This window comes from Neobacillus cucumis (assembly GCF_023715505.1).
Genome location: NZ_JAMBOH010000030.1, coordinates 25,987 through 40,976, shown reverse-complemented (window position 1 = coordinate 40,976; position 14,990 = coordinate 25,987). Strand labels below are relative to the sequence as shown.

Here is a 14,990-nt window from a genome sequence, read left to right as displayed (position 1 = left end):
TTGAAGTATACTAAAAAATATTACCAATTTGGGAGAGTGGGAATTTTGACCAAGTCACGGATTTTAACTTATGTTCTTGCCATCATAACAATTGCATCTTTAGTGGTACTCATTAGGTACCACAATGCGAATCATATAGAAACACAAAGTGAATTTATTTCTTCGTTAACAACTGGCAAAAATGTAACATTAAAGAATGGAACGTATACACTAACTGCTGATATAACAAAGATATCAAATTCTGTCACTATTCAAGGACATAACAATTCCATAATTGACGGCGGAAAACATAAGATATCTGTTTCAAATTTAAATGATGTTACATTTAGAAATATAACTTTTAAAAATTTCTCCCAGATTGATTTACCATCTAGTGCTAATATTAAATTTGAAAATTGTACATTTATTGATTTTATAGACTTCGGAATAACTCTTAGCAATTTTAATAATGTCCAATTTATTGAAAGCAAGATTCATAACATTGGATCATCGTCTAAAAATCCTACTTATCAAGGTTCTGGAATTTACGCCAATGTGGGTAACAAACTCATTGTTCAAGATTGTGAAATTTCACATACTTATGGGCACGGAGGAGTATTTCTAATAAAAGTAACAAACATTCACATTAATCGAAATAAAATACATGATACAGCATTTCGAGGCATTAACTTCTATGGGGGTATTAGTACTGGCTTGATTGATGATAATGATATATGGAATTGCGGATCCATTAACCAAACCAACTCAGGTGTAGGGGCCAATGGAATTTATTCTGCAGGGTCAACATATGACGTAACAGTTTCTAATAATCGGATTTCAAACGTACTAGAAAATGGAATTGAAGGCTTATACCACATAATTGAAGGTAATATAATTAATGGAACAGGCCTTGACACGATTAACCATCCAACACCTTCAATTGAAGGGATTTATCCATTTCAACCGAGAGATTCTAATCAAATCGTAATTGTAAGGAAAAATAAGATAAAAAATACAAAAGGCGCTGGAATTAAATATTATAGTAGCCGTGCTATCTCTAATTATAAGATAGTTGATAATATAATTTCTGATAATCGTTACAATGAAAATAATGGTATTGATTTAAATTCAGATCATAGTTACGCTAATATTTCGGTAATAGGAAACAAAGTAAAAAATAAAGCAACTGTCATTTATTTGAGGAACAAACCCAGTTCAAATATAGTTGTAGATAAAAATAAATTAGTTAATTAATTTGTTCCGAAAAAGAGTCTTTAAAGGCTCTTTTCATTTTTGGGAAGGTGAAAAAATATGCCGCCTATGGAATCATATTAGTAAAAAGGTAACTATCACATCTCCATCCTTTTCATCATCAAGTTTTCAAGAATTAACTTTATTACTTTATTAGCTTCATTTTCGGTCAGCAAAGTACAAATTTATTTAGGGACATCTAATGTTCAAAACGGTAATGTGATACTCCAATCGATACCGGAAAAGTTATTTTTTAATTTAGCTGATGTATCATTTTGTTAGTAAAAAGTCCTTCCAAAATTTGATAAACCTGTATATACTAATTGTTATGTTTAAATAAAGGGAGAAGACTTTTTATGGAAAAAATTTATAGCTTATTGTATAACCGTATCGCGAAACGTTTACCAAATTATTATTCCAAATTTTTCGGTAAACCTAGCAAAAAGATTAGAGGTTACTTGTATAAAAAAATAACAGGTAGTACCGGTCAAAATATTAACATTCATAAAAACGCAACTTTTTCAAGAAATGTAATAATTGGCGACTACTCTGACATTGGTACAGATTGTTTTGTACAAGGCCCAACAACTATAGGTAATTATGTTATGATGGGTCCAGAAACATTAATCTATACAGAAAATCACGAAACTAGAGACGTAAGTACACCTATATATAATCAGGGTATGACTAAACCTAAAAAAGTAACAATTGGTAATGATGTTTGGATTGGAAGAAGAGTAATTATACTTCCTGGCAGAACAATTGGAGATGGGGCGGTAATTGGTGCTGGGGCAGTGGTAACTAAAGATGTACCACCTTATGCAATTGTTGGAGGAAACCCTGCTAAAATTATCAAATACAGAACAAAAAATGATGTAATGTAGAATAACACTATCAAGAACCCAAAAAAGGGGTTCTTTTTATTTTAAATTGTTAGGGCATGTCCGGAAGAGGAGAAAGCGCAAATTTCTCCTCTTCTTAAATGCAGAAAAACGGCATCCTTCTTTTCAGGTAAAAGGACGATGATTAAATTCCACTAATTTCTTTCCTACTTCCTCATTCAACGGTAAGCCCGAAATATAAAAAATAAGCGTACCTTCTGGTACGCATCATAAATAGCCGTAAATTCTGATTTTTTTAATCGAATTACGGCTTATTTCATTTATTTACTACATTCTGCCCGAATCGTTTTTGACCAGGGCATGTATTGGTCTAAAATTTCGGGGGTTTGATGGAATGCGAGATTCGGTAGGTCCGTCAAAAGTTTTTTTATATATTCATAGAAATCAATACCGTTACTTTTGGCAGTTTCTGCAATACTTAAACAGATGGCATTCGCTTTTGCACCTGCTTCACTAACACTAAAGAGCCAATTTTTTCTTCCTATAACGTTGGGACGGATTGCATTCTCGGCTGGATTATTATCGATTTCAATGCGTCCATCGTTCAGAAATGCTCTGAGCCCATTTGCCCTGTTCAATGTGTATTCAGCACTTTCGCGAGGGCATTTTTCCCGTAGAATGGTGACGATTCCACCCATTTAAAAAATTTATCTACAATCGGCTTCGAGTATTTTTGGCGCTTTTTTCTACGTTTACTCGGAGACAAATGCTTAAATTTCCTTTCGAGTCGATATAAATCGTCACAATAGCTCACACCGATTCGCCCATGTTTGCTGTCCGCTTTTAGCCAATAACGACGGACATGCGCCCAACAATTTGCGAAGGTAATGCCTTCTAACTTACCGTAGGCAGAATAACCATCGCAAATAATCGTTCCAGAAAAACCTTCAATGAAACCTTCAAGGACTGATCGAGCCCGTGATAATGCGCTATGAAAGAGAGTTATTGGCGGTCCTTGGTATGGAACACTTCGACACACCCAATTATAAGCATTTGTTTGACCAGATTTCCCATCGGATCGGTGGAGGATTTGTCCATACGTTTCATCGATATGTAAAAGTGATTTATCCATCATCAAATCTTTCAATCTCTCGTAAATAGGCAATAGCCAATCGTGAGATGCACGAATGACCCAATTGGAAAGGTTCTTATCATTGGTATTGAGGCCATAACGATCCCATTCCTTTACCTGACGGTAAAGGGGCAAGTATTGTGAAAATTTATCATATATTACTTTTGCAAGTACGCTAGGACTTGCGATACTACGTTGAATGGGAGCTTGTGGCACTTTACCACGTTTAATTTGTGCTTGATGAAATGCAGAGCCTTTACAACTTTTACATTCATAAGCATGTTCAATATGTTGGACTTTCTTCATTCTAGCAGGAATAAATTCTGCTTCTTCGCGTACGATTGTACTGCCAATTTCAATCATTTTTCCTAGGCAACAGTCACAAATCGTATTTTCTGGATGATGGTGAACAGCTTCTACTTCAATACCATCATGCAATGAATCATTTCGTTTTTTCTTTTGGACTTTTCGTACAACAGTGTAAGAAATTGTCTGTTGGCTTTGTTCTCCTGTGTGCTCAGGTTCATTAAAAGACGGGTCATCTTCAAAAAGTGACGCTTGCCCATCCGGAGTATTGTATTTCGATTTTTCGGTTTTTGATCCATATAAAAGTTTGGTTAAATGGCGAACTTGCTCAGTTAACACTTCAATCTGTTTCGATAAGTTCTTATTTTGTTGATTCGAATGAGCCAATTGCTCTTCGAGCAGTCGAATTAATTTCTCATTTTGATTTTCATTCGTAGAAGAAGCGTTAGCCACATCATTCACCACTTTTCGTTCGGATTCACTTATATTATTATAACGAGTTCGAACAGTGGAATAAAGATAAAATGAATGGCTTTAACGAATTTAGAAAACACCTTTTGATGATAGCTGAATTGCCTTTGGCTGCTGGATCGATAACCCTTCGAGGAGCCAGCGAAGCTCCTGTTGAGAAAGATTGCGTACTTCATTTTCATCTTTTGGCCATTGGAGTTTGCCGTTATCCAATCGTTTATAAAGCATGGCGAAGCCATCACCGTCGAAATATAACCATTTATAGCGATCTTTACTCCATCCTGAAAATAAGAAAATGGAATCGCTATATGGATCAAGTTCGAAAGAATCTTGAATCAGTGTTGCTAGTCCATCAATTCCTTTTCTCATGTCCGTTTTACCGCAAATGATATAAATGTTTTTCACATTTGTATAATCGTGTTTCACCAATCTTTCAACTCCTTCATGATCGTTTGGATAATGTGCTCATCTACGCTGTTGAAGAAGGAAATTTCAACATTGCCGGTTTTGATCGCGCAAGTCGGGGGTGAGGAAGGGACTGCTCGACTTTTTGAAGAGGTATCTTTGTTTTCGGTATGTAATGTAACGGGGATAATGGTTAGTTTTTGTTGCGGCATACGAAAGGCACCTCCCTTAAATTGATACATTCATAGTACCAGGAGGCGCTGTGTGTTTATATGCGTTGTTTGATTGGGGGCTTACATTCAACGCTTCAATACTAAACAGTGGGTACTACTTAATGCAGCTATGATCCATGTAGAAATATCCCAACAGAGCCTTCGAAACTCGGTTTATCTTTAGGGTTACGTACGCGTGCCGGCATGTGTGACCGTCAAGTAGAATGACACAATTTCTGCTGATTAATTTGAAACACTTTGGTCACCAAATATTGTTTTTCGATGTTTCATTCGCCAACTATCTTCGTTTAAATGAATAATCTCTACACGATGTAAAATTCGATCCAATATAGCAGTAGTGATTGCTTGGTCCCCCAATAACTCACCCCATTCCTTTGGACCTTTATTTGAGGTCAAGATAATAGATGTTTGATTATAAAGGTTATTTATTAAATGAAAGAACATATTAGCTTCTTGCTTATCCATTGCCATAAACATCAGATCATCAATAATAACTAAATCTGCCTCTCTTATTCGTTTCATTCTGGTTTTCGATTTTCTCGTAATTTCTTCTGTCTTTAACACATGAATTAAATCTCCAATGGTAGTGAAAATCACTTTATATCCCTAGTTTAAAGCTTCTATTCCTAACCCTATCGAAAGATGGGTTTTACCCACACCTGGCGGTTCAAGAAAGATAATATTATATAGCTGCTCAATCCATGTTAAGTCCTTTAATTGGTTTAATTTCTTAGTACTTAATGATTTTTGTTCTTTTAAATCGTATTCATCAACTGTGCTATTAAAGGGAAATGTCGCCCACTTAAATCGCTTTTCTAGTTGCTTTTCATCTCTTCGACTCTGCTCATATGTTGCCATTTCAAGGAGAAACTGAGTAAAGGATAAATCCTTTTGCTCAGCCTCTCTTATTAGTTCTGGTAAATGATTTGCGGTTTCAGACATACGAAGGGTTCTCATCAGTTCTTGAAGCTGTTGAAGTAGAATCAATTTGAATCACCTTCCAATAAAACCGGATAGGCATCAACTTCTCTTTTTGGGGCTTCTGTCTCTAGAATCCAACCTGTAAAATTATTTAATGGAGTGACATTCTCAGCGTTGTCGTTCACTGTTTCACGAACTTGGCGTTGCCGTTTAATGTACTGAACGATGTCGCTGAAGTCTGTCGCACTATATAATTTTCTTCTAACACACTCATGTAGTGCTGCTGATAATATTTCATCACTATTTTGTTTTGTCTCTCTTAATATGATTTGTAACTGATCTCGAATATATCGAGGATACTTCTCACGAAGTATGGTTAAGTACTCATATGCGATTTCCATATCCTTAAATTGGTTCGCAACCGTATCAAGATATGCATCTATTCCTTTTGTTCGGTCGCGAGTGTGATTTCTATCCTTTATCAATTGGCCTTTCCCATCAGGTATCTTATGTTTTGCAATTAATTCTCCTGTTTCAGGGATATAGATTAATAGATGTTGATCCTCAGATTCCTTTATACCTACAGTTTCATATTTACTAAACGTCCCGAGTGGGAGGGAATACCTGTTAGATAAATACCGGATGGTATTGTCCTTATGAACACTTCTTGTTATACTATTCTCATATTTGTTTATGACATTTATTTTTTTGGATGACCGGTCTTAAGTGTTGCTTTTCCGAGGAGAACACTTCAACTGGTCTTTTTTTTGTTGTATTGTGTATTTTATAGTTACCTGTCCGATTTAACCATTCCCATCCTTGGTCATTCCAAGAATCAATATTGTAGAATACTCTGTGTTTAGCGAAATTGTGCTTGATAAAACCTACCATATTTTCAATTCTTCCTTTACTTTTTGGATCAGCTTTTCGACAAACCCGAAGGTTTAGCTTTCTGGTATCTTTATACTGCTGAAACTCCTTTGTAAGAATTAAATCTCCACCATTTTCACTTACTACTATTAAACTATCTTGGTCATAAACTAATTCTCTTGGGATTCCCTCAAACCATTTGAATGCATTTTCATGAGCTCTAATGACATCTTCTGTTGTAAAAGGTCTATCTAACCATTCTTTATATTTGTATCTGGAATTAGATAAAACAAAAGCAATAAAGCTAAGTTTGACTTCCTTATTATTTATGGTTCTTTGTTTGGTGAATCCGAAATCAACTTGAATTTGTTCCCCCATAGGTGAATCAGGGATAGCTTCATATTCTCTGGCTGATGTCTCTTTCTCTATCTTATATTCATTACGTAGATTCCGGACATAGGCCCTCACAGTGCTTTCACCTATCTCTAGTGCTGGATTCCTTTCTTGTAGCCAATCTTGTACCTGAGCTGCTGACATATCAGGATGTTCCCTCAGCCAGGATAAAATTATTTCCTTATAATTGTCTAACTTCTTTCTTCTTGTTTGTATGGACTCGACCCATTCAGCCATATCCGAGGGAGATCTTTTAAGATTTCGGTATACGGTTGATCTTGAAACTCCCAGCTTTTCTGCCACTTTGGATTTACTAAATCCTTTCTTAATTAACTGTTGTATTTCCATATACATTTCCCACTTATCCACCTTTTCTGTACCCTCCATTGATGTATAAATAAATTTATAGTTATCTTACAATGGAAGATGCTTATATTTTACTGGTACATTTGGGTAAATAAGTGTTTCTTCTTATCTAGCGGAAACTGTCAACTTTAGTTTAGCAGTCACAGCATGACGATTGGATTGTAATGACTGGCCATTTCCTTGTAGGTAGGATTCAATACAAGTTCCCTTGAAGTATGTTTCGTCACGCCCGTCTTCAAATTATCCGATACAACAATCTGAGTGGATCAACCAAAATATTTATACGCATGAATATATATGCATTTACTTTTTCCCCTGTATCCCTATCAATTATAAAGGCTGTGGACCCTGCCCAATCCACCTCCATTATTTTCCCCGGTTTTCTGCGGATACGTAAGGTAGCTTTGTATTTCAGCGCATAATGGCCATAATGGCGGATGAAACTTCGATGAGAGTAAGGGATTTTGTTATTTGCCCTACTTTCTGCTTCATATTCATAGTGTAGAAGAGAAAGGGTAACGTTCTGTTTGGCCAACTCTTTATGAATGTATTCAAAGTCGAGGCTGCCTCCCGGAAGCTTCCAATGACTACCCTGGAAACAGAAATTCTTTAAACCATTTATCATCAATTTCCTCGTCTAACGGACAAATTAATCCTTTCTTCTTAGCCAATTCAATGACCTCTGTTACTTTTTGCCGAGAGTTACCAGTACTTGCGGAAATCCCCCTCAAACTGATTCCCTTATCATATAATTCCAGTATCTTATGATATTGGATCATAAAATAATATCTCCCATATAAAGTGTCAAATCGTAAGATATGCTCACTAATTATATAAAGTAGTGGTTGGTAAATAACCTGTCGATTAGTGGTTAATTTCTTGTTATTCTTTGTTACAAATCATGTTATTAGTGGTACATTCAGGTGGCCGTAATCAGCTAATTAATAGGTTTGTAGATCGACTTGATAAGGGGAAGTTTCAAGTACTCTATTTGTCTGACTCAAAATTATAACCCCTAGACACTTTTACATGGGATTGCTTGAACAATTATGCTCTGAGGCAAAGTTTTATAGAGGTGATGCTAAAAGGCAACTCCATCGGGAGATAGTTGTTCAGAGGAATTCGTGGTATTCAGCCAGTGGTTGTAATAGACGAAGCTCACCAATTAGACAAGGAGATGCTTAAAGAGGTAGGGTCCTGCTTAACTTCAAAATGGATGACCATGGTCCAATGGCACTTATCCTTGTTAGTCAGAGCGAACTCTGGGACGGCCTACGTCTTCAATCATTCGCAGCCATTCGGCAAAGAATTGATATACAGTTCAAATTGGGACATTATGACCGTGCACAAGTGGGAGAGTATGTAGCAAAGTACCTAATATGTGCAGGAGTGGATCAGCAGTTTTTTCTTCAGCAGTTTGTCAACGAAGTAAAGTTTAAGGTGGTTTTATGCCGGAAGGCAGATCCTGAAAGCAAAGGAAGGGTCGAAAACACCGTGGGATTCATCAAGAAAAACTTTGTAATACATAGAGTTTTTCACAATATTGATTCCTGGAATGAGCAATGCCAGCACTGGCTGGGCAGAACCGGAAACGGTAAAATCCACAATGGGACAAAAAGAAGACCCGCCGATGTGTTTCTCCTGGAAAAGCAACACATGAGGCAGGTCAGTCTATTAAATCATAATAGTAATAATAGTATAACAAGAAGTGTACGGAAGGACAACACGGTATTATTCCTTTCGAACCGTTATACGGTGCCTCTCGGCACCTATCAGAAACACCCAGAAGTTCAGATAATGAGAAATAAAGAAAATAAACTAATCATTTATGTTAAAGAGACAGGAGAAGTATTGGCAAGTCATTCAATCAGCCCCGATAAAGGTCAACTAATTCGTAATACATCGCATCAGCGTGATCGCTCTAAAGGACTTAAGGAACTAATGGAGGTTGTGGGTAGCCACTTTACAAACAGTGAGATGACCCAGATGTATTTTCAGGAACTACGAAAAAGATATCCAAGATACCTCCGTGATCAGTTGAGTATCATAAAAAAGTGTATTGATGTAAGTTCTGTCGAAGTACTTGATGATTCACTTGCGTTATGTATGGAAAGACAACTTTTTAGCGCTAATGATTTTCAGGATGTGGTCCAGCTATTGAAACGCCAGCGCCAAGTTAACATGAACAGTCCAAACGCTATCGCTGAAACTAAACCAACATCTGCCGATGTAGAGGAATTGCCTTTACTTAACGCAGAAGCTAAGCAGCGTCCATTTGATCAATATGTAGCAATCATGGAGGGAGTTAAATGAGACAGATCCAGCAACTTCAGGATGCCCTTGTATCTCTCCGTCTCTCGGAAGCTTCAAGTGAGCTTCCCGCTATTCTGGCCAAAGCTGAGAAAGATCAAGTTAGCTACCTTTCTTTCTTAAATACTCTGGTAGAGTACGAACGAAACAAAAGAGATGAAAAGAACATGGAAAAAAGGCTTAAACTTGCCTCTTTTCCATGTATAGCACCTTTGGATGATTTTAATTTAGAAGAACAGGAATCGTTGAGCCAAAAGGAATTTAATCAATTAAAGGAATTGGCATGGGTGGAGCAGATCTTTAACCTAATCCTATTGGGACCTCCAGGAGTTGGTAAGACCCACTTGGCAGTTGGACTAGGACTTGAAGCTATACAAAAAGGCTATAAGGTTTCATTTATATCAATGGGAGAATTGGTTCACACGTTAAAAACGCTGGACATCACGAGGAAATCACAAACTAGGATAAAAAGAATTAAGGACTCACATCTAGTCATCATTGACGACTTAATGTACGCAGCAATGGACCCAAGAGAAGCCAACCTTTTCTTTCAGCTAGTCAATGATCTATATAACCAATCATCAATCATCCTTACGTCCAACCGATCTCCGAAGGAATGGACAGAATTGCTTGGGGATGTAGGTGTAGCTACAGCCATATTGGACCGTCTGATTCATCGTGCTGAGATTGTGAGTTTCAATGAAGATAGCCACAGAATGAGAAACAGACAAAGGATTTTTAATGAAGAAAGTGTTCAAAAATAATCAGCAAAATTGTTCATTTCTACTTGACGCTCACAACATGGAAGGCAATATCATTAGTTTGTAATTTCACTTCTAAATCTAAAGGCAAAACTAATTGATTCATGATATAATTTTTAAACATAAGGACCCTTCTTTCAAGATTTGGTGTGGTAACTTTATTTTATCAGAAGTGGTCCTTATTTTTATTTAAAAAAAATCAAAGCCGGTGAAATTTTACTTATCGTAAAATTCCACCGGCTTTTTCATCTTAGAGGTGGGTTTTGTCCCAGCCTCTTATTTTTTATATTTCGGGCTTACACTTCGGTTGGTGAAAACTTCAAAAAAGCTCCCTTCACTTCAAAAGAAGCTGAAAAGGAGCAGCTTAGTTATATAACGTTCCTGAACAATATAGTAGAATATGAACGAAAAATGAGAGACGAGAAACACATGTAAAAACGCTTGAAACTCGCAGTATTTCCATGTATCACTCCGTTGGAGCAATTTAATTCAGAAGAACTAGAATCCTTAAGCTTAAAGCAGTTTAATCAATTGGTCTTATTCTATTGGGACCGCCTGGTGTGGGAAAACAAACATGGCGGTTGGATTAGGATTAGAAGCCATTAAACGAGGTTACAGGGTCTCCTATATAACGATGGGAGATTTGATTCATACCTTGAAAACCAGGGATATAACGAGGAAGTCCCAAACTAGGATTAAGACAATAAAAGAATCACAATTAGTCATTATTGATAATTTGATGATCACATCGATGGATCTACAAATGTGACTGAATTCTTTTTCTCTGCAAGACAAACACCTGTTACTAATCCTACATATCCAGTCCCAGCTACTGCAATTTTTAATTTAACTCCACCTTTAATTTTTCAACTCTTCCTCATTTCAATAATAAAACCAATAATATTTTATATTATTGGTTCAACGTAGTAATAAGGAATTTTACAATTAATTAACTATCGGATATATTCAATCAAACCACTTTTTCTATTAACGACTATTATTGATTACCTTATTCTTAAGGATATAATATATAAACGTAAAGTTTCCAATTAAATACCTTTTCCACATTCTTTTAGGTTCCAATAATAATCTATAAATCCACTCTGATTTTAGTTTTCTAAATACTTTTGGGGCTCTAGTTATATTATTGGATGCAAAATCTAAAAAAGCCCCAACCGCCAAGAACATGGTACCATTAATCTTATTAAAATTATCAGATATCCAATTTTCTTGATAAGGCACGCCTAAAGCACATATAATTACATCTGGATTTGTTTTGTTAATAATTGAAACAACATCTGTCGATTCTTTAAAATACCCATCTAAGGTCCCTACAATATTTAAAAAAGGTATTTTTTTTCTCATATTTTCGGAAGCTTTTTCTGCAACTCCTGGTTTACCTCCTAACAAAAATACCCTTAAGCTCAACTCTGCACAAACTTCTAAAATTTTGGGTGTTAAATCGGTACCATTTAAGTTTTCTTTGAATTTAAAATTAAATATTTTAGCCCCAATATCAACCCCAATACCGTCATTCAAGACAAAATCCGCTTTATTTAAATTTGCTCTATACTTTTCATCTTTTTGAGCTATATTGTAGCAGTGAGCATTTAAGAAAAATACCTTGGTTTTTTCTTTATTTACTAACCTATCATGCAATATAGGAAGCAATTCCTTCTCATCTGTTAAATTTACTTTTACATTGCCTAATTCTTCTGTAATCATTTAATAATTTCATCCTCTTTAAATTTTTTTATAGACGAATCCGATTAAAGCTAAAGAAGATTAGTTTTCTCCCTTGGATCTCTATGAAAAACCACATTTTAAAACACTCCTAAATGTAAATTAGTCTTTAAAAGAAGACCTTCTTAAATGAATGTTTGGCAATAATTTTGAAAAACTCAGCTGTATTTAATTTACAATTCACTAACTTACATATCTTGTTATAGAACTCAAGTTTATTAGACAGTTTTATATTTGGATTAGCTAAAACTTTAAGAATTTCTCTTTTGATTGTATTATTAAAATTAACCTCATTAAAAATTTGCTTTTCCTTATTTTGTTCAGTAATTCTTCTGATTACCAAATAAATATCATTAAGGAGATCATTACCAATTTCGTCATAAAAATCGTCATTAAAAACTTCGTTAAATGTATTTTTTTCTTGATCTGTTAATTCAAAATTATAAAAATCTAATATGTCATTATGAATTGAATCCATTAATTTCTTTCTTCTTGCGGCCTTTTCAGTTTTTGACAATTTTGTTATATTAGTATGCCCAGTCCTATATTTTAATAATACTTCTGGCATAATAAACAATTTTCCTACTTTTGATATTTGGATCCATAAGTCATAATCTTGTAATACAAAAAAATTGGGATTATAACTCAGATTATTTTCTTTTAAAGTATTTAACCGAATAAGGGAAGTAGAATTACCGATATAGTTATGAAAAATTAAAGAAATTTTTAATTCTTCCTGATTATCTGCACTTGATTTTCTAATTCTATTAAACCTACCACCGAACTCTTGATAATAAGTACCGACCACATCAATATCTATATTTTCTTCCATATATTTAACTTGTTTCTCAATTCTATCTGGCAGGGCAATATCGTCAGCATCCATAATTGCTAAATACTTGCCTTTTGCCTCTTTAACACCTAAATTCCTTGTATACGGTAAACCTTTATTAGTTTCGTTAACTAAGAGTCTAATTCGAGGATCATTGTAAGAACTAACTATTTTATTTGAATTATCTGTCGAACCATCATCAACTACTAATATATCTAGATTTTTATAAGTTTGATTAATTATACTATCCAGAGCTTCTTGTATATATTCTTCACCATTATACATAGGAATAAAAACAGTAACTAAAGGTTGTTTCATAGATTTTTAACTCCTTAGAAATATTATCATAGCTATAAAAACAAAATTAATTATTTTTATTCCTTTTCCTTTAACGTTTCATATCTAAATAATAAATCCTTTGATCCTTTGTGGTTTATTATTTTTGCAGGACTTCCAGCTATTGTAACATTTGATTCAAATGATTTATTGACTACCGAATTTGCACCAATTGCCACATTATCTCCGACTTCTATCTTTCCAAATATCTTGGCACCTGGACCTATATACACGTTATTACCAAGGGTAGGAACCAGAGTAGTACTAGTATCTTTTCCAGTCCCTATATTAACACTAGCATGAATTCTACAATTTGCACCCACTCTGGCCCCACCATTAACCACTATAGTGCCTCTATGAGCAATAGATAATCCAGGACCGAAAACATTTATAGGTATATCAAAACCTAATAATCTTGAAAATTTATGAAATCTATATTTCAATAATAAAATATAAAATTTTGCAATTTTACCATTCTTGCAATTTACAGTATATTCTAACTTCCTAAGTAATCTTTGGAATTTCCAAATATCATCAACAATAGGTCGTGGGGATTTTCTTTTTATATCTAATGCCTCTTTATCTGCTTGTAAATAATAATAATAATCTTTTTTATTTTGAATCATTCATTAATTCATCCTAATCTAAAAAGTAATTTTAAAAAACTTTATCTTTTTAGCAAGTATAGATTTAAATATTTTTTGTGTTCATAAGGGAAGCATACAGATCTTCAATTATTTCAAAGTATTTTTCACTATTAAAGTGATCTTCAGCAAGTAGTCTTGACTGTCTCCCCATTTCTTGGAAGTCATTACTTTGTAAAATATTTAACATACTCTTAGACAGAGATTCAACATTACCAGGATTGATTAAAAAGCCGTTTTTTCCATCAATTACTGCTTCATTTACACTTCCAACATGAGTAGAAACAACTGGAATTCCATAACTTAATGCTTCTAAAATAGATAGAGGTAAACCTTCATTATAAGATGGTAAAACAAATAGGTCTGTTTTCGTTAATAACTGTTCCTTTTGATTAACATCTATCCATCCTAAAAACTCAAAATTTTCCGCAATACCTAACTCTTTGGTTAAATTAATAGAGGATTCTAGTAGAGGGCCATCACCTGCTATTAAAAACTTAATGGACTTACCCTCTTTTTCTAACTCTTTTATTACTTTATACGATGAGTTGATTAGATCTATAATTCCCTTACGATTGATTAAAACAGCTAAAAATAGAACATTAATTTCTTGACTGTTTAGGGTATTAATTTTTTTAGGTAGTATTACTGAATTCCTAAGTATTAAGGTTTTTGTTTGTGGTTCAATACTCTTAATAATATCATTCCAATTTTCACCTAATGTAATAACTTTATCTGATTCTTTTAATAACTTCCTAATATTAGACTGTACCTTACTGTTACTTTCATTATAGTACTCTTTAAATTCTGCCCCATGGGTATGAGTTATTACTCGTTTATTAAATAACTTAGAAAGCTTAAAAATAATAAACTTCCTACTAAAACTACCTCTCTCAGACATATGCATGTGTACAATATCTACTCGATTAAATAACAATTGAAAAAATATACTTAATAAACCAGATAAGAAAAAAGAAATTTTTTTCATTTGACTATCGGTCTCAATATGTGTTGGTATAAACATCAATTTAAAATTACTATTTTTACTGTAATTCAGAAAAGATTGGACAACAGTAGTCATTCCACCTTTAACACTAGTGTCTGAACCAACCATTAAAACTTTAATATTTTTTTTCATTATTTCCACCAATCTTCAAATTTATGAAACTTATTTTTTGCCATAAAGGTTCATTAT

General features: G+C 34.3%; 13 protein-coding genes and 4 pseudogenes. 5 read left to right on the top strand and 12 right to left on the bottom strand.

Annotated features, from left to right (window positions below):
• Positions 1-45: 45 nt before the first annotated feature.
• A complete protein-coding gene (locus tag M3226_RS26205) occupies positions 46-1,233 on the top strand; it encodes a right-handed parallel beta-helix repeat-containing protein (protein WP_251571684.1) in 1,188 nt (395 codons plus the stop codon).
• A 704-nt stretch (positions 1,234-1,937) separates the two neighbouring features.
• A pseudogene (locus M3226_RS32865) lies at positions 1,938-2,105 on the top strand (DapH/DapD/GlmU-related protein); the annotation flags it as partial.
• Between the two features lie 287 nt (positions 2,106-2,392).
• On the opposite strand, the pseudogene tnpC reads toward M3226_RS32865, so the two are convergent.
• From tnpC to M3226_RS26160, 7 genes and pseudogenes are all read right to left on the bottom strand, one after another.
• Positions 2,393-3,963 (bottom strand): annotated as a pseudogene (tnpC, locus tag M3226_RS26185) (IS66 family transposase).
• 90 nt (positions 3,964-4,053) lie between these two features.
• Positions 4,054-4,407 carry an IS66 family insertion sequence element accessory protein TnpB gene (tnpB, locus tag M3226_RS26180; RefSeq protein WP_251571722.1) on the bottom strand — a complete coding sequence of 118 codons (354 nt, stop codon included), beginning with the start codon at positions 4,405-4,407 and terminating at the stop codon, positions 4,054-4,056.
• Positions 4,404-4,598, bottom strand: coding sequence for a hypothetical protein (locus tag M3226_RS26175; protein ID WP_251571682.1), 195 nt, complete (start codon positions 4,596-4,598; stop codon positions 4,404-4,406). The genes tnpB and M3226_RS26175 overlap by 4 nt, the downstream gene beginning before the upstream one ends.
• A 243-nt stretch (positions 4,599-4,841) precedes the next feature.
• Positions 4,842-5,576: pseudogene (istB, locus tag M3226_RS26170) on the bottom strand (IS21-like element helper ATPase IstB).
• A gap of 26 nt (positions 5,577-5,602) precedes the next feature.
• A complete protein-coding gene (locus tag M3226_RS32570; protein WP_308211990.1) occupies positions 5,603-6,025 on the bottom strand; it encodes a hypothetical protein in 423 nt (140 codons plus the stop codon).
• Positions 6,026-6,221: 196 nt separating this feature from the next.
• Complete coding sequence (gene istA, locus M3226_RS32565) at positions 6,222-7,151, bottom strand: IS21 family transposase (protein ID WP_308211992.1); 930 nt, start codon at positions 7,149-7,151, stop codon at positions 6,222-6,224.
• 605 nt (positions 7,152-7,756) lie between these two features.
• Positions 7,757-7,948: an integrase gene (locus M3226_RS26160; protein WP_251571680.1), complete on the bottom strand. Its 192-nt coding sequence runs from the start codon at positions 7,946-7,948 to the stop codon at positions 7,757-7,759.
• Positions 7,949-8,399: 451 nt separating this feature from the next.
• On the opposite strand from M3226_RS26160, the gene M3226_RS26155 reads away from it, so the two are divergent.
• The 3 genes from M3226_RS26155 (at position 8,400) to M3226_RS26145 (ending at position 11,009) form a co-directional block, all read left to right on the top strand.
• A complete protein-coding gene (locus M3226_RS26155) occupies positions 8,400-9,482 on the top strand; it encodes a hypothetical protein (protein WP_251571678.1) in 1,083 nt (360 codons plus the stop codon).
• Positions 9,479-10,243 (top strand): IS21-like element helper ATPase IstB, encoded by a 765-nt coding sequence (gene istB, locus M3226_RS26150; RefSeq protein WP_251571676.1) that lies wholly within the window; start codon positions 9,479-9,481, stop codon positions 10,241-10,243. Before M3226_RS26155 ends, istB (M3226_RS26150) begins: the two co-directional genes overlap by 4 nt.
• 523 nt (positions 10,244-10,766) lie before the next feature.
• Complete coding sequence (locus M3226_RS26145) at positions 10,767-11,009, top strand: ATP-binding protein (protein ID WP_308211991.1); 243 nt, start codon at positions 10,767-10,769, stop codon at positions 11,007-11,009.
• Here the strand turns inward: M3226_RS26145 and M3226_RS26140 are convergent.
• The 5 genes and pseudogenes from M3226_RS26140 to M3226_RS26120 form a co-directional block, all read right to left on the bottom strand.
• Positions 10,996-11,103, bottom strand: a pseudogene (locus tag M3226_RS26140) (hypothetical protein); the annotation flags it as partial. The gene M3226_RS26145 and the pseudogene M3226_RS26140 sit on opposite strands and share 14 nt — an antisense overlap.
• Positions 11,104-11,227: 124 nt before the next feature.
• A complete protein-coding gene (locus M3226_RS26135) occupies positions 11,228-11,965 on the bottom strand; it encodes a WecB/TagA/CpsF family glycosyltransferase (protein ID WP_251571672.1) in 738 nt (245 codons plus the stop codon).
• Between the two features lie 127 nt (positions 11,966-12,092).
• Positions 12,093-13,133 carry a glycosyltransferase family 2 protein gene (locus M3226_RS26130; protein WP_251571670.1) on the bottom strand — a complete coding sequence of 347 codons (1,041 nt, stop codon included), beginning with the start codon at positions 13,131-13,133 and terminating at the stop codon, positions 12,093-12,095.
• 56 nt (positions 13,134-13,189) lie between these two features.
• Positions 13,190-13,777 carry a serine O-acetyltransferase gene (locus M3226_RS26125; protein ID WP_251571668.1) on the bottom strand — a complete coding sequence of 196 codons (588 nt, stop codon included), beginning with the start codon at positions 13,775-13,777 and terminating at the stop codon, positions 13,190-13,192.
• Between the two features lie 64 nt (positions 13,778-13,841).
• Positions 13,842-14,933: a glycosyltransferase gene (locus tag M3226_RS26120; RefSeq protein WP_251571666.1), complete on the bottom strand. Its 1,092-nt coding sequence runs from the start codon at positions 14,931-14,933 to the stop codon at positions 13,842-13,844.
• Positions 14,934-14,990 lie beyond the last annotated feature (57 nt).

Excerpts from the sequence above, each read along its gene's own strand:
- M3226_RS26120 (WP_251571666.1), bottom strand. The coding sequence starts at position 14,933 with ATGAAAAAAAATATTAAAGTTTTAATGGTTGGTTCAGACACTAGTGTT.
- istA (WP_308211992.1), bottom strand. The coding sequence starts at position 7,151 with ATGGAAATACAACAGTTAATTAAGAAAGGATTTAGTAAATCCAAAGTG.
- M3226_RS26160 (WP_251571680.1), bottom strand. The coding sequence starts at position 7,948 with ATGATCCAATATCATAAGATACTGGAATTATATGATAAGGGAATCAGT.
- istB (WP_251571676.1), top strand. The coding sequence starts at position 9,479 with ATGAGACAGATCCAGCAACTTCAGGATGCCCTTGTATCTCTCCGTCTC.
- M3226_RS26155 (WP_251571678.1), top strand. The coding sequence starts at position 8,400 with ATGGCACTTATCCTTGTTAGTCAGAGCGAACTCTGGGACGGCCTACGT.
- M3226_RS26175 (WP_251571682.1), bottom strand. The coding sequence starts at position 4,598 with ATGCCGCAACAAAAACTAACCATTATCCCCGTTACATTACATACCGAA.
- M3226_RS26135 (WP_251571672.1), bottom strand. The coding sequence starts at position 11,965 with ATGATTACAGAAGAATTAGGCAATGTAAAAGTAAATTTAACAGATGAG.
- M3226_RS26130 (WP_251571670.1), bottom strand. The coding sequence starts at position 13,133 with ATGAAACAACCTTTAGTTACTGTTTTTATTCCTATGTATAATGGTGAA.
- M3226_RS26125 (WP_251571668.1), bottom strand. The coding sequence starts at position 13,777 with ATGATTCAAAATAAAAAAGATTATTATTATTATTTACAAGCAGATAAA.